Here is a 19,640-nt window from a genome sequence, read left to right as displayed (position 1 = left end):
GATGCCGCCTCGCAGCACGGTGTCTGTAGGCCGAATTTGCCGAATTCGAGCGGCTTATTCCAGATGGGCTGTGCGAACCCGGCTCCGCAACTCCCCCTTATGCTTCGAACTCGAAATCCCTTCGGCGTTTGTGCTCAACCGCTTTTCGCGTTTACTCTTTTGACAGCAGCAGCTCGACGTACCCGTCATGCGATACCGCCGCAATCCCGTTGATGAACAACAGGTCCGTGATCTCCTTGTCCGCTGCGAACTGCAAGATGGAGCCCCAGTAATGTCGCGGATCGACGAAATAAATATGCTCGAAATGCGGTAGCAGGAACGGAATAAACGGACTGCCGTACGAATCTTTCACTAGCAGCAGCTTTTTCCCGTTCTTATTCTCCGTCTCGATATGCCCCCAGGGACTGTCGCCCTCCAGGAATACCTGATAACCCCCGCCTCCATGCGTGGCGTATTCGAGATCGACTACATTGCGCTTCAGCGGGTGGTCGTCTTCCCAATACAGCGTGTAATCGTAGGGTACGTTTGGCTTGTAGATCTTAATCGTGTCCGGGTTTTTCTTGAGATTCGGATCCAGCGTCGCGGAATAGGCGCTACCAAGATAACCGGGCAGCTCCCCGGTCTCGAATTGGTCGAGCGGCACCGCCTTCTCGCCGATTCGTTCGATGAACGCTTTGTACCCGTAGTAGGCGCCGAGCTGCGTCCAGTGATGGTCCGTCCGGAAATAAATATACTCCGAGGCGTGTTTGTTCAGCTCGCCCAGCGCATCGATCGGCGTCACTTTACTATTAAAAAATTTATTCACCTGGTTAATCGAAGCCTTCTGCGAGGAGGAGAGCGAGCGATACTTCGCGTCGCTAATAAACTCGACCGGCGAAGGCACTAGTATATCGTACACGCGCACCTTCGGGTCGAGCTGCTGCTGGAACCGATTGATTACCTGGGCGAACTTCTCGCCGGAGGAAGGCGCATACTCGAACAGAGTCATGGCACGGTCCTTCAGCACCAGGTAGCGCTCGTACTCGGTATCCTGCACGCCCTCCTTGGCCCCGGGAGCCGGCGACTCCGCCGGAGCAGGCTTCGCCCCGGCGTTGGCGGGCACGGAGGCACCTCCGCCGGCGCCCGCATCCGCCGTGCCGCTAGACGGCTGAGGCGAAGCAGCGTCCCCGCCCGGCGCAGTCGTCGCCGACGCGACCGACGATGCCGGCTCTCCCCCGCCGCTTCGAGCCGCGGTGTCGCCTCCTGCCGCGGTGCCGCCGCCCGCTCCTGTTGCCCCGGAAGCCGCCGTCCCGGTCGCGCCTGTCCCCGCCGCGGTGCCCGCTGAGCCCCCTTGCCCGCCGCTCGTTCCCGCGTTGGCCCCGGCGCCAGCGCCTCCACTCCCTTTCGCCTGGTCCTTGAACATGTTATTGCCCTTCTGCACGACGATCGACACCTGCTCCTCGCCCTGCAGCCCGCGCAGCTCCTTCAGCTGCGCACCCGCCTGGACCAGCGGGCTGCGGAACACGAAATGATCGGCGAAATAGTCGTCGAACTCCTTAAAGTAGCTTCCGTCGAACAGCTTCCCCATCGTGAACGACGGGAAAGGCTTCAGCGACCGTTTTTCCAGCTCCGATATTTCCGGTCCTTTGGGCATCGCCAAGTTCAGCACGAACATAGCAAACACCGGTACCAAAAACAGCAGCAAATTCATTTTCCGCATCAACGGCTCACTCCCCTCGGTCCACGGATTAGAAACGGAAGTACAGGAACGGATTGTATGTGCTGCCCACAAGCAGCGCCGTCGCCGCCGCCAACAACACCAAATTGCGCAACGGCGCCAACCCCTTCGCTCCGTCGACAAACCGCCGCATGCCGAACCGCTCGCTCAGCTGCCCGGCCAGCCAGCCGAACACCGGCGTAGAGAACACGATGCCGATCGCGAAAATCACCGCATTGTCGCGGAAAAAGATGCCCAGCTCCACCGAGCTCCATGGCACGCCGGCGAAACCGAACATTTGTCCCAGGTGGCGGACGCCTGCCGAGAGATCGGTGAAATAAAACCACACCCAGCCCACCAGCATCGCTACGAGCAAATACAGATGGGACACCCAGACAGGCAGCGCGCGGAACACCCGATCCAGAAACGCCCGCTCCAAGTAAATCAGCAGCCCGAAGTACAAGCCCCAAATAATAAAATTCCAGCTCGCTCCGTGCCAGAAGCCGGTCAGAAACCAGACGACGAACAAGTTACGCAAGTACATGCGTTTGTTGCCGCCGAGCGGAATGTAGACGTAGTCGCGGAAGAAGCCTCCGAGCGAAATGTTCCACCGCCTCCAGAAATCGGACGCCGACCTCGAGATGTACGGGTAATTGAAGTTTTCGCGAAGCGTGATCCCGAACATTTTGCCCAGCCCGATCGCCATGTCGGAATAGCCCGAGAAATCGAAATAGATCTGCAGTGCGAACAGCGTGATGCCAAACCATGCCCCTAGCACACTGGCGCCTCCCCCGCCTCCGTCCATGACGGCGGACACGCTTTCCCCCAGGCTGTTGGCGATAAGGACCTTTTTGCCGAGACCGATCATAAAACGGTTGATGCCGTCGGAGAACTGGCTGAGCGAGAATACGCGGTGGCGGATCTGCTCCTCAATGTCGGTGAACCGGATGATCGGGCCGGCCACGAGATGCGGGAAAAACGAGACGTAGAGCAGCATTTGGGTGGGCGACTTCGGCGCTTTGATCGTTCCTTTGTACACGTCCGCGGTGTAGCAGATGATCTCGAAGGTGAAAAAGGAAATGCCGATCGGCAAACCGACGTCGTGGTAAGGAATAGAAACATGAAGCCATGTGCCGAGGTTGTCCAGCAGGAAGCCGGTATATTTGAAATAGCAGAGAATGCCGATGTTGAGCGTGATGGAAATGACGAACAGCAGCTTGGCGAGACGGGTCCCGCGGTATCGTTCGATCAGCAGGGCGAAGCCATAGCCGACGAAGGCACAGCCGAGCAGCAGCAGCACCCAGACGGGCTCCCCCCAGGCATAGAAGACGAACGAGAACACGATCAGCACCCAGTTGCGGTACGCGATGCTTCGGGCCAAGAAGTAGGTGGCGAGCAGAAGCGGCAGGAACAAGTAGAGGAAGATGAGGCTGGAGAAGACCAAGCTGTAACGCTCCTTTGGCTGTAGCTAACCCGATTTTCGCATCCTCCTCCTAATTCTACGCGGCTGGGCAAACTCCTTTTTTCGGCAGGAAGCGACAATGAGGGCAGCGGTGTGTGCAGAGGACACTCCATCCAATGGGCTTGAGCAAACCGGGCACTCTCGTAGGAAAATAATGCTAACCCATAGTTACAACTTAGGTCAGCTTGAGAATGATAGGCGAAAAACCATATTCATTTGGCCAAAAGCCTTATTTTAGGCGATTAGGTGTGGAAAAACCGCCTAATTACCCTACATCGCACTCGGCCGGCCGTTCCACCTGTCACAGCACATAAGTAGTAACTAGGCCATATCGCTATTTGCCCCTGTAGAAAGGCCTACAGCGGCATTATAGGGGTACTTCGCAAACCGGAGCGCATACTCAAAAGAACCAAGATCCGGCATGCTCCGCTCTCTTGCAATTCCTATCGCTTTCTCTATATCATAAGTGACTCGCCTTAACTGGACGGCAATATCTTGCCTGTCAAAATCAACTAGCGCATAGCTGGCCCGGTTATCTCCATCGAAAGGCAAACCTATGCTGCCGCTGTTCACGATTAATTTGCCTTTCCCCGTCCTTACGCAAGCATGGTGGGAATGACCGTACAGCACCAATTGGGTTTGTTCATGTTGATAAAGTTTCTCGAGCTCTTCTGCCGTAGCCCAAGGATACACGATATCTATCAGGGAGGTTGGAGTTGCGTGATACATCTCGGTCGCGACCCCTTCGAACTCACACAGAAATTGTTTAGGCAGGTTAGCTAACCACAGCTGATCCGCATGGTTGATGTTCTCGCAATCGTATTCAAACGAGCGCAAGAGCAGCTCCTTCTTATATGTGTTCGGCTGCCAGCCCGGCTGAGGAAATCTTGTATACTTGTTGTCATGGTTTCCTCGCAGCACCGTCAACGGCTCCAACGCCTTCAACAAGTCGATGCACGCTTGAGGTTCTGGACCGCGCATACCGACATCGCCAAGGAATACAACCGCATCCGGGCCTTGCAGGGTAAGGTCTTTAATCACCGCCTCAAAAGCCGTAGCATTCCCATGCGTATCTGAAATGACCGCTAATCTCAACTTCTCTTACCCCCGCCAACGTTTTCTGCAATCCAGACTGCCGGAGTCCCGACCATCTTACCACTAGAAGTAATTACCAACGCCTCAAGTATATCAAACATATGTTCTCGTGTAAACCCGATATCCTTTTTTACCCATCCGCAAGCCCTGACCCTTTACTCCTTCTCGCTAAACACGCGGAACGAAACCGTCAGCGAAGCCAGCAGCATCACGCAGCCGACTCCCATGAAGAAGCCGTATTCCTGCATCCAAAGCGGCGCCCCATCCATCCAACCGAACACCAAGCCGCCCAGCACCGGACCGAAAAAACCGAACAGCCCCGAGATCGTTGCATAGACGGCGAAATACATCGGACGCTCCCGCTCCGGCGTGTCGCTGATGATGAAGTTGAACACGAGCAGTTGGAACCCCGCCATGCTGACGCCGAGGAAAATGTAGACGACGATCAGCATCGCCTCGACGGACAAGAACGCCTGAATGCCCCAAAGCATAATAGAGACCGCATTGAGCGGAAACACCCACAGCAGCAGCTTGCGGTTGCTCCATCTCGTGTTGAGCTTGCCCCAGACGGCGTAGGCAATGATCGAGACGGCCGCGAGCAGCGTGTTGGAGATGCCGACCCACTCGTAGCGGACATGCATAATGTCAATCATCGCATAGCTGAACATCGACACCGTGCTCCCCTGCGCCATGACCCAGAACGAGACGAACAGAATGGAAGCGAGAAACGACTTGTCGCGAAGCGGCTTGAGCAAATATTTGAGCGTGATGCCGTTGTCCGAAGGTTTGTAGGGAATGTTCGGATAGCGGCCGATATGGATCATGTTAATGATCGACACGACGCCCGCGACGGCGAACAGCATGGCGAACCCGGTCTTCTGCGACATGCGGTCGAGGCCCCAGCCGGCGATCAGCAGCGTGATGGAACCGGCCGCCCCCATTATGGAGAAGCGGATGCCGAGGTAGGAGGCGCGCATGGACGGAGGCACCATGTCGGCCAGCAGCGTATTGAACGGAGCCGAAGACATCGAGCCGGCCACACAGACGAGGAGGAAGACGACGATAAACACGCCGACCCTCCAGTCCGCCGGCACGAGGAACGGGATCAGTCCGGCCGCGCAGAACAGTAGTCGGTACACCAGCACCGTGATAAATACCGTCTTGTAGCGGTTCGTATATTTCTCCATCAGAAAAGCCGACGGAATGACAATGATGGCGTTCATCAGCAGCGGCAAAGCGGTGATAAAGCCGATCTGGCCGGCTCCTGCGCCCAGATAGAGCAGGAAGCCGGCCAAGTAAGGACCGATCAGCAAATTGGCTACAATCGCCGAAGTAATGATTTCATAATGTCCGTTGCGCAGCGCTCGAGCGTTCGTCTGTGCTGTTGCAGGCTCCAATGCGGATCCCTGTCCTTCCGGTTGAATTAAACTCGCGCAATTCGGGTGGCCGTCGGCATGAATTGATAGAAGTAGCAGTCGGCCGGCCCATCCTTGCCGTTGAAGGAGAGCCGCGTCTCCTCCAGCTCCTCGAGCGTTGCCACCGTGCCGTCCAGATAGTCACCTAGCCGGTGGACAGCGGTATCGAGCAGAAGGAGCAATCCTCCGTAGCGGAGGTCCATGATGTCCCAGCCGAACGTTTTGTTCGTGCGGTGCCAGCATTGGCGGTGGTATTTGTGCAGCGCCTTCACGCGCACGGTAAGCTCCGGCAGCTCGGCGGTGCGGATCCGATCCAGCTCGCCCTTGTCACCGGCCGCATACGCGTCGGTCAGGCGGATGCCCATCTCCGCCTTCAGCGCCAGCACGTCGCAAAGCCGTCGCAGCAGCTCGAACACGAAGCCATAGTCGCCGTTGCGATCCGCATAGAGCGATAGCTTCTTCTCCAGCCCGGCATAGTGCTCGCCCAGCCCGTAGCCGCGGATGTTGTAGTCGAACAGCCCCTGCATCGGGTTTTGCCAGAGCAAGGAGCGCGACACGTTGGTCGTCTCCAGGTTGCCGGGCGAGATGCCCGGCGTCTCGTCGACGAGCCGGATGTCCATGAAGTCGTCGTAGCTAGCCCCGCCGGAACAGAAAGCGAACCGCCGCTTCAGCTTCTCCTCGTCCAGTTGCTCCGCATAGCCGTGCTCGGCGAACAGCTGCAGGCCGAGCAAGGCGGACCACCAGTCGCATTCGGTACCGTCGTCGCCCCATAAGGTCGCGATGATCTCGGTGACTCCTTCCCGCTTGCAGACGTTGAGCGCGGCATTCGTGGAAGCGAAAGTAGCGCCATAATTCAGCACAAAGCCGCGCCAGTTCCAGATGCCGCCGGCGAAGACCGGGGTCGAGCCGAATTTTTTGTGCCGGTTGATCCAGTCGGTGTAGAAGTCTTCGTCATAGTGGTAATAATCCCAGTATACTTGCTGCACGCCTTTCGGCATAGCCTCAATCACTTCGTCCGGAATGACGCAGTCGCGGTCGTAATAAGCGCCTTTCTTGGACCCCGCGCGGAAGTACATGTCGCTCCACATCATCGGCGTAAGGCCGTGCTTTTCGGTAATTTGCAGCACTCGCGCCAGATGCTCGTTCATAATGTCGAATTTCGTATGATAGCCGTTCTGGTTCAAATATTCGCCTAACCCCAGATTCCACGCTTCGTCCATGCCGATATGGATCCGCTTCGTCCGCATCGGCGCCATCGCCGTCACGATCAGCTGCTCCACGAATTCGTAGGTGCGCTCGTAACCGACCAGCATCGTTTCCTTGTCGTCGCGAATGTCGCGGAAGGCCGGCCATTTCAGCACATCCTCCAGATGGCTGAGCGTCTGAATGCACGGGATCATCTCGATGCCGAGCTGATAGGCGTAATCGTCCAGATCCCGGATTTCTTCTTGGGAGTAGCGCCCCCGCATATAGCCGAAATATGGCTGCTCCTTCACGTCATAGCTGTCTTCCGCGTACAGCATGATCATATCCAGTCCCATCAGTGCCTGATGGCGAAGAAACGTCTTGACGCTATCCGTCGTCAGTACCGCGCCGCCCTGCGACACGTCGAACATCGGACCGTTCATCTCGAACTGCGGCGTTTCCTCCAAAGCGAACTCGTCCGCCCCCGCCCTTAGCTGTTCAATCAGCAAACCGAGCGCGCGGAAAAAATGAATGCGTCGTGGATAGCGGATGACAGCGGCGCCGTTCCGATAGGCGACTTCGATCCGATTGTCGGCAATCTGCTCGACCGCGACCGGCAAACCGTCCTCCGCCAGCTCGATCCCTAGTTGAGGCGCAAGTACGGCTACCCCCTGCCTAAGCTCCGCAAGCTGCCCTTTCAGCTGTATCCGCAATACCGGGTTGTTGTTGTTCATTTTCTTCACACGCTCCTTTTGTTTTGTCAGGCGGTCTCGGCTACTCCGCACCATTCCACGATCGCCAGCGCATATAACTCGACTAATTGCAGCAAAGCCGGCACCTCGATATATTCATCCGGGGCATGCGCGTTCGCCCCCGACGGTCCCAAGATGATTGCCTTGGTTGGGCTGTACAGGTTGAACATGAAGGCGTCGCAAGCGAACGGCGCTCCCGTGACGTCCGACTGCCGGCCGGTCACTCGTTCCGTCAGTTGGGCCAGCATGCCAATAAGCGGGAATTCCGGTTCGACCTCCGAGCCCGGCAGGAAGCGAATCATCTTAGTGAACGTCGGCGCGTATTCACCCTGAATCAGATGCTCGCCGAACCGCTCGCCGAAACGTTGCAGCAGCTCAGCCTGCAGCTGCTCCTCCGTCACCCCGGGATGACACTCGACCCAAATGTCCACGCTGCACGTGCTGGGGCCGACATCGTTCAGCAGCGCCTGCATGTCGCCGGCCTCCACTCGGGTGACGATCGCAGGCAATTGCCGGTCGTCGGTGTAATAGGGAGCAGGGCCGCCCGCCTTGCCGCGCTCCCGCTCGTACTCATCGAGGAAGACGATGAACTTCGAGGCGGCGAGGGTCGGGTTGATGACGGTCTCCCCGCTGAACGACAACCCCGTCGTGCCGCGGAACGCTACCCGCCAGAGCGCTCCGCCCTTGGAGGCCGGGTAGACGGCGAGGTTCGACGGCTCGGGAATGATCGCGGCGTCGGCCGGACGGCCTCGCAGCCGGCACGCGAGCGTCCCATTGGCGCCGCCGAACTCCTCGTCGACGACGGACTCGATGCTCACGTCGCCGAGCGGCGGCAGTCCGAGCTCGATGAGGCAGCGCAGCGCCATGAGGGAGGCGACCAAGCCGCCCTTCATGTCGAATGTGCCCAGCCCGTACAGCCGGTCGCCCTCCCGCTCGGCGGTCCAAGGGTCGCGCTCCCAGCCCGCCGCCACGACGGCCGTGTCGACGTGGCTCGAGAACACGAGGGAGCGACCGCCTCCTTGCCCTTGATGAAGGCCGACCAGATTGGGCCGGTCGGAGTAGTCTTTGCCCGGGAAGTAAGCCGGGTGCTCGCGGAAGCCCGGAACTTCCTCGGGCGAGAACAGATCGGTGGCAAGCCCGTACTGTTCCATGACCTGCTGGAGATATAGCTGCAGCTCCTTCTCCGTGCCGGTCAATACGCCATTGACCGTATCGAAGCTCACCAGCTTCGAGATGAGCTCTACTGTGGCGTCCTCGTGCGTTCGGACCCAAGCTTGTATTTCGGCTTGCACGTCCCGGCCCGTCTTTATCCTATTTTCCATTGCTTTATCCTCCTTGGCTTGCCATTGAATTTCCCTGCAGCGTCCCTTACACTATCCTCATACCGTCATTCGAGCAGGAGGCTGACCGCCGGGCATGGCCAAATTTATGAACCATCAGATCGGCCCGCTGCCGATCCAGATCGTCGACCTCAAGGTCGACCGCTCCAAGCTGAAGCTCAAAAGCTTGACGATCCGTCAGTTTGGGCATCTCCCGGGGAGAACCCTCCTGCGGGATCTGTATTATGGAAAGATGCACGCCTTCACATATATTTCCCGCGGCAGCGGGTACTTGCAGGTAGGCGACGAGCCCCCCATGCGGCTGGAGGCCGGCAGTCTGTTCTTGGAATGGCCGGAGCAGCCTTACCGGTTCGGACCGACGAGTCCCGACGGCTGGGACGAATATTATGTCGTCTTCGAAGGCTCCCGCGTCCAGGAATGGCTCGACTGCGGGCTGGTGCGCAAGGACGATCCGATCATGCAGGTCGGGCTCGATCCGCTCTGGGTGAGCAAGCTCGAGGCGATCGGCGCCGCCCTGGAGAGCGGGATGCCGGACAATGCGGACCGCGCCGCTCTGCTGCTGGAATCGCTCGTCTATGATTTCTCGCAGGCGCACTACAGCTTGAAGACGGCCGCAGGGCTTCCCGCCAAGCAGGAGCTCGTGCTCCGCGTGCTGGAGACGATCGCCGGCCGTCTATACCAGCCCTGGAACGAGCGGGAGGTATGGGAGGCTTGCCACATCTCCCGCTCCACCTTGCGGCGCATTGTGCTGCACAATACAGGCTTCCCGCTCAACGATTATGTCAACCGGCTCAAGGTGGACGAGGCTAAGAAACTGCTGCGGCATACGTCTCTGCAGATCAAGGAGATCGCGCAGATGCTCGGGTTCGAGGATGCCGCCTATTTCTCCCGCCTGTTCCGCAAAATCGCCGCCACATCGGCGCAAGCGTTCCGCACCGGATTGGCCGGCGGCATCGGCGGCGGCGCGCTGCATCCTCCCTTACTGTAGCATCGCTTGCCCGATGCTTGACAGACACCCGGTATCCAATCAGTTGGACTATATAGTCTCGCATATTTGGAAAAACCCGAACCGCCTATTGAAGCGGTCCGGGTTTTTGAGGTTGGGTTGCGCGGTTACACGTTGTACTTCGCCTTCATCGCTCTGGCGTAATCGTCCCAGTGATCGGCGGGGTGGATCACCGATGCGCCGTGGCACACCTCGAGTCGCTCGGGGCGCAGCTCGCGGATGATCGCGCCGCTGCGGAACGCCTCCGACATGTCCGCCGTGAACATCGGCATCGGGCGATGGAGCCGGCCTCGTCTGGACGTGAACAGATCGCCGGCAAGCAGGACGCGATCGGCTTCGTGGTAGTATGCGACATGGCCCGGCGCATGGCCTGGGGTGTGGTACGGCGTCAAGCCGCTTACCGGAAGGAGGCTCCCGTCCGCCGATTCCGGCAGCGGCTGCGCCAGACCGGGCGGCAAGCTGGCAGCCGCTTTCTTGCGCCCGGGATACGGTTGTCGGCCCTCCATATGGGGGAGCTCGAGGCGGTGGACGTACACGGGCACATCCGGATGCGCTTCGCGGAGCTTCAGAATCGCCCCGACATGATCGGAATGCCCGTGCGTCAGCAAAACTTGCTTTAACGGTTTGAGGCCAGCTCCAATTTCTTGGATCGCCTTTCCGATACCTTTCGCCATCATCGGGATCCCCGCGTCGACAAGCGTGAACCCGTCCTCCTCCTCCACTAGCCATATATGCACCGGTATGACCACCCAAATCCCCAAGCTCCAAATATGATCCGAGATTTTCTGTACCTTCATGTTCGATCCGCTCCTCTCTCGTATTGGGTCCGCCAGCCGTACAACAGCGCCGATATCGCCGATTGGAAAGTGTCGTTCAGCCGCCCCATCAGCTCGTCTGCGGTTTCCTCCGAGTTCACATAGGTACTCACGATACCGAGCAGCATGTAGAAGTAAACCCGGCTGCATGCAAGCAATTCGTCGTCGGTGACGTAGGGTAGGCACTCCCTCACACCCTGCCTCAGTTGTCCGAACAGCACCGTGCGAAGCTGATTAAGCTCCGAGATCGGCTCCGCCGCATCGACCCTTACTGATTTCACAGTGAAAAAAATGGAGTGCATCGTTCGGTGTGTGAGGCAAAACCGGATCACTTCGAGCGTCATCCGATTCAGGCAAGCGTCTGCGGCCGCACTGTCGTTGGCGTTGGCGTTAGCGTTAACACTGTCGTTGGCGTTGGTGTTAGCGTTGGTGTTGGTGGGTTCGGTGTCGGCTGGGGACTGCTCCGGCTTCCGTTCTAGGATGTCCTGCAAGCTGCGCTTCAGCCGCTCGAGCGGCGGGACGGACAGCTGATGCAGCAGCGCCTCCTTGTCTTTGAAATAAATGTAGATCGTCGTATGCGAGCAGCCCGCTTCCTTCGCGATCTCGCGCATCGTGACCGCCTCATAGCCGTGTTCGGAGAATAGCTTCTCCGCCGCGTCGACGATATTTTTCTTTGTTTCTTCCGAGCGCTGTTCTTGTCGGGTTCTGGGCATCGATTTGAGGTCTCCTTTGCATGGCAATATGTAACCAACGGTTACTAACCTGTGGTTATAATATAACCGCCGGTTAGTAACGTTGTCAATATGCAATGTCATATAAGCGGCTAGGTTGGGGATCAATGCTCCCTAACGACTCGCTACACCCACATGGCGAGCTTGCCGTCCTGATGTAGAAGGTTTATACAACTAGGAACCGAATTGGGCTTTTTCGGGGCTCTGATGTACAAGCTTTGTACAGCTGAAACTGATTTTAGCGGTTCAGATGTCCATTTTTTATACTTGGACTGCGAAAATAGCCCGTTTTTGGATGCAGTTGTACAAATCCTCTACAGCTACAGCGGATTGACCCCTGTGAATCTAGGTTCATAGCATATGAACCTAATTTCCGTCACCAGCGTGCAGCAGGGTGTTCATAGTGGGGGATTTCGGAGCTGGCTTGCGAAAAATGGTTCATAAGGGGCGAAGGTTGGTTCATACCGTTGTGACTTCCGACGAATAGTGTTCAACTGGCGCTTGGTTACTGGCTGAGCAAGAGAAGGTTGTGCTCCAACGCAGAGGGCGAGGAAAAGGTACGGTTTATTCTCCCCACTGACCTCCATTCTCCAGTAATCAAGCTGCTCGCCTTCCTATCCCCATCAGGACAGATGGTAGTCAGGAAAGTCGGACCAGAAAACAAGCCCCATTCTCCATCACCGATGTGAGAATGGGGCTTTACTCTTACAACCTAACTACCAGGCGGCCACGCGACTGGCCCGCCAGCAGCAGCCGCACCGCGTCCGGCACCTGCTCAAGCTCAATTTCCGTCGCGATCCGCTCGATGAGCCCGACCGGCTTCATCGCGGAGGCGAGCTGCTCCCACACGGCAAGACGCGTTTCCATCGGCGTCTGCACGGAGTCGATGCCGATCAGCCGCACGCTGCGCAGGATGAACGGGAACACGCTCGCCGTCCACTCGGTGCCGCCCGTCAGTCCGCTCGCCGCGACGGCGCCGCCATAGCGTGTGCTGCTGAGCACTGCGCCGAGCGTCTTGCCGCCTACGCAGTCGACAGCGCCGGCCCACAGCTGCTTGTCGAGCGGGCGAGGCTGCTCCGGCACGAGCTCCTCCCGCGACAGCACACGCGCCGCGCCGAGCTCGCGCAAGTAGGCGGCGAGCTCGGCTTTGCCGCTGCTGGCGGCGACTTCGTAGCCGAGCCCCGCGAGCATCGCGACGGCCAGGCTGCCGACGCCGCCGGTCGCCCCCGTGACGACGACCGGCCCGCGGTCGGGCGTCACGCCGCTCTGCTGCAGCTCGAGCACGGACAGCGCCGCGGTGAAGCCGGCCGTTCCGAGCGTCATCGCTTCCTTGGCGGTCAGCCCGGTCGGCAGCCGCACCGCCCAGTCGGCCGGTATCGAAGCATATTCGCTGTAGCCGCCGTACTGGCCGACGCCCAGATCGTATCCGGTGACAAGAACCTCGTCCCCTTCGCGGAAACGCCCGTCCCGGCTCCGTACTACCGTCCCGGCCAAATCAATCCCCGGGATATGCGGATACCGCCTAACTATATTGCCGTTCGGGCTGCAGGCCAGCGCATCCTTATAATTGACGCTGGAGTAGCTTACACGTACCAGCAGGTCGTTTTCCGCCAAGTCCTCGCGCACCCTCAATTGCTGCACGCCGACTGCCAACCCGCCAGCCGCGTCCCTACTCACGACCAAAGCTCTAAAGGTACCGTCCATCACCATTCCTCCTCCCATTTGCCAACCAAACCGAATGAATGGACATGTACCCCTAGCATACCTCAGCCCTCGCCTTTTGAATAGTTACGGGCGTATTTGAGCTTGATCGCTTTTTTCCTCGGTCGCTGGCGGCGCCGTCCACTTATTCCGAATCAAGCTGATCGCGAACGACAGAGCGCCTAGCACGAGCAGAGTCACGATTTTATAGATCGCCTGCTCCCCATCCAGATCAAGGAAAATCGCCTTAACGCCAACCGCCACGAGAACAAGGGAGCCGAAACCGACGAACACCACCTGCTTGTAGTAGCTTCCCCACAGGAAGAGCAGCAAGGCGTAGACGCCCCAGACACAGGACAAAGTGAGATCCATAAGCGTATCATAGTTACCGGTTGCGTACTCTTCATAAGCATTCACGATTTGAACCGTCAGCAGTCCCCCGACCACCAGATGCGCTAGCAGAGCATACACATGGGTCATAAACCGGTCTACGTACTGGTCTCCGAAACGGAAGCTCCGGTAAAGCGAGAAGTAGAAGCCCGTTGCGGCCAGCAGCATCCACGAAACGGCACCCCAGTTCAAGAAAGGAATATAGACGCCGAACCATTCTCCCCGAGGCGTAGTCCAGGTAACAGCATACCAATAAGTCCCGACAATCGCCCAAATGGCGATCGCAGCGGCATCGGCCAGCTTCCAATTTTTCCACCTAGCAAGAGCAGCCAACGCCATCGCAACCAGCGACCACACGAACACGTTGATGAGCGGCTTCGACGCCATTCCGTCGCCTAACTGGCCCGCAGCAATAAGCATAAGCAGCACACCGCCAATACCATGCGTAAAGGAGTACGTAAGCGAGGCCGGAGAAGCTTTGAATACGATCGCCCCCGTAATGGTGAAAGCCAATCCGATAATAGCAAGCAGCGCCCCCATCGGTACATCGCCGTCGAGCAAATACAAGGTCCAGCAGCTGAACAGCACTCCGTTTACAAGACTAAGATATAAGTTCCAGCCGTCGAAGGCACGATTGTTTTTCCAGGAGGCGAACAGAAATCCGATCAGATAAAAGACGAAGGCAGCTGTTGCATAACGAACCGGCATCGTCCAAATGCCCTCCGTCGTCGGGTTGAAGTGCAGGAAGTACACGCAGTAAATGAGCCATGTTCCTATAAAAGAGGCGCTCCGGAGCTCGCTCCACCCTTTGGAGATGCTAAGGAAGAAAAACGCCGCATTCACCACGAACAGATACAGGAACAGCGTGAACACCTGGTCGGTTTCCGGCCGCATGAGCAAAGGAGAAAGCAACCCACCGATAATGGCAAGATTCATAACAATTCTAGAATTGTATTGGTACGCCCAAACGGCAAGCAACACCGTCACAGCCGTCATGCAGAGCAACACCGTCAAAGGCGACCACAGATCGAAGAAGATGCCGGAAAATGAAAAGGTAGCATACAGCAGACAAGCGCCTAATCCGATGAGGATGTCCCCGACCGTCCGTTGACCGAGCCTAAGCGATGCTGCAATGCCCCCAAGCGATAACCCGAAGCCGCAGAGCAACCCTGCGCCGATTTTGATCGGATTCGTGATCCAGTTCTGGTCGAGCGAGTAGCGGAACAGCGTAATGAAGGCAGCCAAGACGAACAACACACCTAGAAAGGACGTCCAATGTTTTCTGAACAGCAGCGTTTGCATGCTTATTCCTCCTCTGAATTTCGGGGGTAATTCCCGCTTGCATGCCTTTATTTTAGAAAATTGGCGCAAAAAAAATAGTACCATCTTTATTTGGTACCATCCTTCTCCTCGCTATTCGGTTTCGCCTCGTCCAACAGCCCGAGCTCCTTCACCTGCCGCGCCGCTTCCCTCGAGCTGGACACCTGCAGCTTCTTGAGCATGAAGTTGATCTGGTTCTTAATCGTGCGGATCGAGACGAACCGCTTGTCGGCTATTTTCGATTGGGAGTAGCCTTGATCGATCAGATCCAGCAGCTGCAGCTCGGACGGGGTAATTTTGTCGCGCATCCGGCTCACCTCGAACTCTCGCTCGAGCTTCTTCAGCCGTCTGAACTCCTCGCGCATTCTGGCCGCCGCTTCGGGACTGATCGGGGAAGCCTTGGCCGCCGCTTGGCGAATCGCGTCCGGCAACGACTCGAAATCCGCTTTGATCCGGTAGTCGAGCGCCCCCGCCTGGAACGAACGGAGAATCAGATCGCGTTCTTCCATCGAGGTCAGCATAATGACTCTGGCGCCGGTCAGCGTGACGGTCTCTTCCGCTAGAGCGATCCCCTCGGGCACGCCGTGAAGCATAATATCCATGAGCACGACGTCCGGAGCGCCAGCTTCCTGTTCTCTCAGCTTGTCACGCACTGCGGCCGGATCGTCGGAAGTAAAAGCAAGCTCGAGGTCCTTCTGCGTGCGCAGATAGCCGGATAAACCTCGCAGCCAATCCGCGTCGTCTTCCACTAGCCATACTTGAATCGCTCGGGGTTCCACTATCGACTAGGCCTCCATTGTCAGCCCGGTCGGCTGGTGTTGAGATTGAGGAGCGAATTCCGCATGAACCGTCCGCTTGGGGAAGGTCAGGATCACTTGCGTGCCTTCCCCAGGCTTGCTGCGGATATGCAGCGAGCCTCCATGCTTGCGCATCACTTGATACGCGTAAGGCAGACCCAGCCCGAAGTTCGTGCCGCTGCCCGACTTGGTCGTATAGAACGGATCCAAGGCGCGCCTCACTTGCGCGGCATCCATCCCGGGTCCGCTATCGACGATGAGGAGCGTCAGCTCCTTTTTCCCTTCGAGCCATTGTACGGCAAGCTTGCCTTGCCCGCGCATCGCTTCGACGGCGTTGGATACTATGTTCCCGATCGCTTCTGCAGTCTGAGCCTTGTCTACCGTGCAGCGCCATCCTTCGGCGAGGTCGGTGTGCAGGGTGATGCCTTTCATCTGCGGCGCGAGCGCATCCAGCACTTCGCGGATCATGGCGGCTGCATCCGTCGTTTCGGGGCGAAGCACCAGGTCCTCCGTCTTGCGATGGACGCGGGCGATCATATCCTGCATATGCCGGGAAGCCGACAGCACCACTTCGATGTCCGCGAGCAGCTCTTGATCGCCGGAGGAAGCCGCCCGCTCTTTTATTTTCTGACCGAATAACCGCATCTTGGCCGCATCGTTCTTCATCGAATGGTTGAGCAGCACCGTCCCGTTCGTGACCGCACGAAACGCCGAATCCAATCTGCGCCGATCGATAAACACCCGGATGCCCATAAACCCGTATGTCGACAGGCCGATGACGAACAGGCAGACGCCCGCTCCCACGAACCAGGTGTTATAAATCCACATTCTAAGCATGCCCAGGCTCGGAAGCACATAATTGAGCACCATCGAGACCAGCACCGGCAAAAGGACCGTTAGGCTTACAATGCGGTATGTGGCGAGGTAGGCTGGATGCTGCGGACGCTGCACAAGGATGTTGGCCGCTCCGAACAGCATCAGCGGCACGGCCCACCATACTACGGCGCGGAAAGTAATGGGGTACAGCTCGTTATAGGGTGGCGTGAAGAGAAGGAAGCCTACAACCGGAAGCAGGAGGAGGGCCGGGAGCCACTTGCCCCAACCGGATTGCGACAGGCGGCGAATCGGCCGATACGCCAGCGAATATAGGCAGAACGCGTACGGAACCCCGTAATAGGAGGCGAGCGAAGCCGTCGCTTGCAGCCGATACAGGAACGGTTCCAGCGATGCGTAGCTCATGGACTGCTGGATGGCGGGAATAAACCTTTCATCCAGCGTGGCTGCAAGAGCCCCCGATCCGCCGAAAAGGGTGACCAGCGCCAACCAGCGAATGGATGCCGTCCGCGGCTCGTTGACGATCAGGAACAGCCCGATCCCCCACAGGGCGATCCAGACGAATAACATGCCGAACCTCCTCTCTCCTGTCGCGTCTATCGGTTGCGCAGTGGTGACAATAGTGCTGAGCGTAGTGGTCGGTGCCGATTCAATAGTCATTCTGCATCCAAGGTCGAAATCCTTGAGCTTCCGGTTGGAAATCTACTTGCGCCCGTAGTCCGCCTTAATCTCGCCCCACACATCGGTTTGCCATTTCAGCACTTTGTTCGGGTAGCTGTTCGTCTGCAGCCAACGTTCCGCGCGTTCCACCAGGTCCCATATTTCCTGCGTGGAGGCGTCGCGTACCAGGGTGGACGAAACGGATTTCTGCTTCAGCCACTTCAACGCGTTCATGGAGTCGGTGTACACGGTTTTTTTGCTGCCTTGCTGCTTCAGGTAGGCCAGCGCATGTACGATGGCGAGAAATTCGCCGAGGTTGTTCGTCCCTTTGCGGACCGGCCCGACGGCGAAGAGCACCTCGCCCGTACGGGTGTCCACGCCCTTGTATTCGACAGGGCCGGGGTTGCCCTGCGTCCCTACGTCGACGGAGATGCTGTCGTAGTCGATCTCGCCTGCATCGGCAGCCGACTTGGCGGAGCTGCCGCCGGCAGACTTCGTCTTCGACGAAGCGCCGGCTGCGCCGCTTCCCCGTCCCCAGATGCCTTTCCAGCCTTTCTTGTAAGCCGCATTCGCTTCCTCCAGCGACTCGAACGACTTGTACTTGGCGTCCGGCAAGCCGTCCACTTGGTTTTTGCATTCCGGCCATGTCTTGTAGACCCCCGGGGCTTTGCCTTCCCAAACTACGTAATATTTTTGTTTCGCCATAAGTGCTCCTTCAGCTCGAATCGGAATGATTTGCCGCTTAACTCCATTTCACCAGTATATCATATGCCCGGCTTCCCATAGAAAACAAGAAAGTTCAGTAACTTCCAGTTTCACCTTTCGGTTTAATTTTTGGTGTTTTCAAAATAATGGGCACTATAGAAACAAACCACCGACCATGAGAAGAAAGGGTAGACGGAGCAAAATGAGCGAGTTTCGTACGGAGAAGGATTTCCTCGGGGAAAAAGAGGTGCCGGACTACGCCTACTACGGCATTCAGACGATGCGCGCGGCGGAGAATTTCCCGATTACCGGCTATCGCATCCACGAGCAATTAATTCGAGCTTTGGCTATTGTGAAAAAGAGTGCGGCGGAAGCAAATCTCTCTACGAGGCAGCTGCAGCCTCAGCTAGGTGAAGCGATCGTGCAAGCGGCGCAGGAAATCGTCGACGGTCGCTACCACGACCAGTTCATTGTGGATCCGATCCAAGGCGGCGCCGGCACCTCGATCAACATGAACGCCAACGAGGTGATCGCCAACCGGGCGCTTGAGCTGCTCGGCAACCGCAAAGGCCATTATTTCGCGCTGAGCCCGAATACGCATGTCAACATGGCGCAGTCGACCAACGATGCGTTCCCTACCGCCGTGCATATCGCCGTACTGGAGCTGATCGCGCAGTTGACCGTGGTCATGGAGCAGCTGAGGGATACGTTCCTGGTCAAGGCTACGCAGTTCGATGGCGTGCTCAAAATGGGACGCACCCACTTACAGGACGCGGTGCCGATTCGGCTCGGCCAGGAGTTCGCGGCTTACGCGTCGGTGCTGACGCGCGACATCAAGCGGGTGTCGGCGTCTCGGGAGCACCTGTACACGATCAACATGGGCGCCACCGCCGTCGGCACCGGGCTGAACGCCAACCCCGCGTATATCGCGGCGGTAGCGGAACGGCTGGCGGCGAATAGCGGCTTGCCCCTTGTGCTGGCGGAGCAGCTAGTGGACGCGACGCAAAATACGGACGCCTTCACGGAGGTGTCCGCCGCCCTTAAGATTACGATGATCAACCTGTCCAAGATCGCCAATGACTTGCGGCTGATGGCTTCCGGACCGCGGGCTGGCCTTGGCGAGATCACCCTCCCGCCGCGGCAGCCAGGCTCCTCCATCATGCCCGGCAAAGTGAATCCGGTCATGTGCGAGGTCGTCAATCAGGTCGCTTTCCAAGTGTTCGGGAACGATGCGACGATCTGCCTCGCCTCCGAGGCCGGCCAGCTGGAGTTGAACGTGATGGAGCCGGTGCTTGTGTTCAACTTAATCCAGTCGCTGAGCATCATGCGGCAGGTCATGCATGTGTTCCGGGTGTACGGTGTGGAGGGGATTGAAGCGAATGTGGAAGTGTGCAGGGGGTACGTGGACCGCAGTGTCGGCATCATGACCGCCCTGAACCCGCATCTGGGCTATGAGGTGTCCGCACGGATCGCCCGGGAGGCGATTACGTCCGGCCGTTCGGTCAAGGAGCTGTGCTTGCTATACAATGTGCTGTCGGAGGAAGAGCTCGCGATCATCCTCGATCCGAACGAGATGACGAGCCCGGGCATCGCCGGCGCCGCGCTGCTCGAGGAGGCTGAGCAGGCGCGTTGAGCGGCGTAAGAGGGGCCAAGCGGAAAGTGACGCTCTGCAAGCACGAAATCCGCCTTGCAGAGCAGCAGAAGCCCAGCTAGCAACCTCTAAGCACGAAAATCCG

Annotated in this window: 15 protein-coding genes; 2 read left to right on the top strand and 13 right to left on the bottom strand. The window is 58.1% G+C overall.

Translation table 11 applies throughout. From position 1 onward, the window contains the following. Window positions 1-151: 151 nt before the first annotated feature. From PKO02S_RS27305 to PKO02S_RS27280, 6 genes are all read right to left on the bottom strand, one after another. Window positions 152-1,699, bottom strand: coding sequence for a DHHW family protein (locus tag PKO02S_RS27305; RefSeq protein ID WP_127588198.1), 1,548 nt, complete (start codon window positions 1,697-1,699; stop codon window positions 152-154). A gap of 28 nt (window positions 1,700-1,727) precedes the next feature. Next, entirely contained in the window at window positions 1,728-3,140 is a 1,413-nt protein-coding gene (locus PKO02S_RS27300) for an MBOAT family O-acyltransferase (protein ID WP_127588197.1), read from the bottom strand. Window positions 3,141-3,479: 339 nt separating this feature from the next. Next, a complete protein-coding gene (locus PKO02S_RS27295; protein WP_127588196.1) occupies window positions 3,480-4,253 on the bottom strand; it encodes a metallophosphoesterase family protein in 774 nt (257 codons plus the stop codon). 155 nt (window positions 4,254-4,408) lie between these two features. Further along, window positions 4,409-5,650, bottom strand: a complete 1,242-nt coding sequence (locus PKO02S_RS27290; protein WP_164821720.1) for an MFS transporter — start codon at window positions 5,648-5,650, stop codon at window positions 4,409-4,411. 26 nt (window positions 5,651-5,676) lie between these two features. Further along, on the bottom strand, window positions 5,677-7,587 hold the full coding sequence (locus tag PKO02S_RS27285; RefSeq protein WP_164821719.1) for a beta-N-acetylhexosaminidase: 1,911 nt from the start codon (window positions 7,585-7,587) through the stop codon (window positions 5,677-5,679). Between the two features lie 26 nt (window positions 7,588-7,613). Further along, window positions 7,614-8,927 (bottom strand): M20/M25/M40 family metallo-hydrolase, encoded by a 1,314-nt coding sequence (locus PKO02S_RS27280; protein ID WP_127588193.1) that lies wholly within the window; start codon window positions 8,925-8,927, stop codon window positions 7,614-7,616. A 94-nt stretch (window positions 8,928-9,021) separates the two neighbouring features. On the opposite strand from PKO02S_RS27280, the gene PKO02S_RS27275 reads away from it, so the two are divergent. Further along, the gene (locus tag PKO02S_RS27275) at window positions 9,022-9,933 is read left to right on the top strand and encodes a helix-turn-helix transcriptional regulator (RefSeq protein WP_127588192.1); all 912 of its coding nucleotides are present in this window, start codon (window positions 9,022-9,024) and stop codon (window positions 9,931-9,933) included. A 125-nt stretch (window positions 9,934-10,058) separates the two neighbouring features. Here the strand turns inward: PKO02S_RS27275 and PKO02S_RS27270 are convergent, their stop codons facing one another. The 7 genes from PKO02S_RS27270 to rnhA form a co-directional block, all read right to left on the bottom strand. Then, on the bottom strand, window positions 10,059-10,748 hold the full coding sequence (locus PKO02S_RS27270; protein ID WP_127588191.1) for an MBL fold metallo-hydrolase: 690 nt from the start codon (window positions 10,746-10,748) through the stop codon (window positions 10,059-10,061). Beyond that, complete coding sequence (locus PKO02S_RS27265) at window positions 10,745-11,479, bottom strand: TetR/AcrR family transcriptional regulator (protein WP_127588190.1); 735 nt, start codon at window positions 11,477-11,479, stop codon at window positions 10,745-10,747. The genes PKO02S_RS27270 and PKO02S_RS27265 overlap by 4 nt, the downstream gene beginning before the upstream one ends. Before the next feature lie 723 nt (window positions 11,480-12,202). Next, window positions 12,203-13,201 carry an oxidoreductase gene (locus PKO02S_RS27260; protein ID WP_127588189.1) on the bottom strand — a complete coding sequence of 333 codons (999 nt, stop codon included), beginning with the start codon at window positions 13,199-13,201 and terminating at the stop codon, window positions 12,203-12,205. Between the two features lie 84 nt (window positions 13,202-13,285). Further along, complete coding sequence (locus tag PKO02S_RS27255) at window positions 13,286-14,890, bottom strand: DUF2339 domain-containing protein (protein ID WP_164821718.1); 1,605 nt, start codon at window positions 14,888-14,890, stop codon at window positions 13,286-13,288. Window positions 14,891-14,976: 86 nt separating this feature from the next. Then, entirely contained in the window at window positions 14,977-15,687 is a 711-nt protein-coding gene (locus PKO02S_RS27250; protein ID WP_127588187.1) for a response regulator transcription factor, read from the bottom strand. A gap of 6 nt (window positions 15,688-15,693) precedes the next feature. Continuing rightward, on the bottom strand, window positions 15,694-17,109 hold the full coding sequence (locus tag PKO02S_RS27245; protein ID WP_164821717.1) for a sensor histidine kinase: 1,416 nt from the start codon (window positions 17,107-17,109) through the stop codon (window positions 15,694-15,696). 132 nt (window positions 17,110-17,241) lie between these two features. Beyond that, window positions 17,242-17,904, bottom strand: a complete 663-nt coding sequence (rnhA, locus tag PKO02S_RS27240; protein ID WP_127588185.1) for a ribonuclease H — start codon at window positions 17,902-17,904, stop codon at window positions 17,242-17,244. Between the two features lie 202 nt (window positions 17,905-18,106). Between rnhA and aspA the strand changes: the two genes are divergently transcribed. Further along, window positions 18,107-19,537: an aspartate ammonia-lyase gene (gene aspA / locus PKO02S_RS27235; RefSeq protein WP_127588184.1), complete on the top strand. Its 1,431-nt coding sequence runs from the start codon at window positions 18,107-18,109 to the stop codon at window positions 19,535-19,537. Window positions 19,538-19,640: the final 103 nt, after the last annotated feature.

The sequence above is a fragment of the Paenibacillus koleovorans NBRC 103111 genome (genome assembly GCF_004000845.1).
GTDB classification, from domain to species: Bacteria; Bacillota; Bacilli; order Paenibacillales; family NBRC-103111; genus Paenibacillus_AA; species Paenibacillus_AA koleovorans.
Note: the sequence above shows the minus strand (reverse complement) of the source record. Positions and strands in the feature narration are given on the sequence as shown.

Coding starts and splice junctions, on each gene's coding strand:
- PKO02S_RS27255 (WP_164821718.1), bottom strand. CDS start 14,890: ATGCAAACGCTGCTGTTCAGAAAACATTGGACGTCCTTTCTAGGTGTG.
- PKO02S_RS27305 (WP_127588198.1), bottom strand. CDS start 1,699: ATGCGGAAAATGAATTTGCTGCTGTTTTTGGTACCGGTGTTTGCTATG.
- PKO02S_RS27265 (WP_127588190.1), bottom strand. CDS start 11,479: ATGCCCAGAACCCGACAAGAACAGCGCTCGGAAGAAACAAAGAAAAAT.
- PKO02S_RS27270 (WP_127588191.1), bottom strand. CDS start 10,748: ATGAAGGTACAGAAAATCTCGGATCATATTTGGAGCTTGGGGATTTGG.
- PKO02S_RS27280 (WP_127588193.1), bottom strand. CDS start 8,927: ATGGAAAATAGGATAAAGACGGGCCGGGACGTGCAAGCCGAAATACAA.
- PKO02S_RS27285 (WP_164821719.1), bottom strand. CDS start 7,587: ATGAACAACAACAACCCGGTATTGCGGATACAGCTGAAAGGGCAGCTT.
- aspA (WP_127588184.1), top strand. CDS start 18,107: ATGAGCGAGTTTCGTACGGAGAAGGATTTCCTCGGGGAAAAAGAGGTG.
- rnhA (WP_127588185.1), bottom strand. CDS start 17,904: ATGGCGAAACAAAAATATTACGTAGTTTGGGAAGGCAAAGCCCCGGGG.
- PKO02S_RS27245 (WP_164821717.1), bottom strand. CDS start 17,109: ATGTTATTCGTCTGGATCGCCCTGTGGGGGATCGGGCTGTTCCTGATC.
- PKO02S_RS27275 (WP_127588192.1), top strand. CDS start 9,022: ATGGCCAAATTTATGAACCATCAGATCGGCCCGCTGCCGATCCAGATC.
- PKO02S_RS27260 (WP_127588189.1), bottom strand. CDS start 13,201: ATGGACGGTACCTTTAGAGCTTTGGTCGTGAGTAGGGACGCGGCTGGC.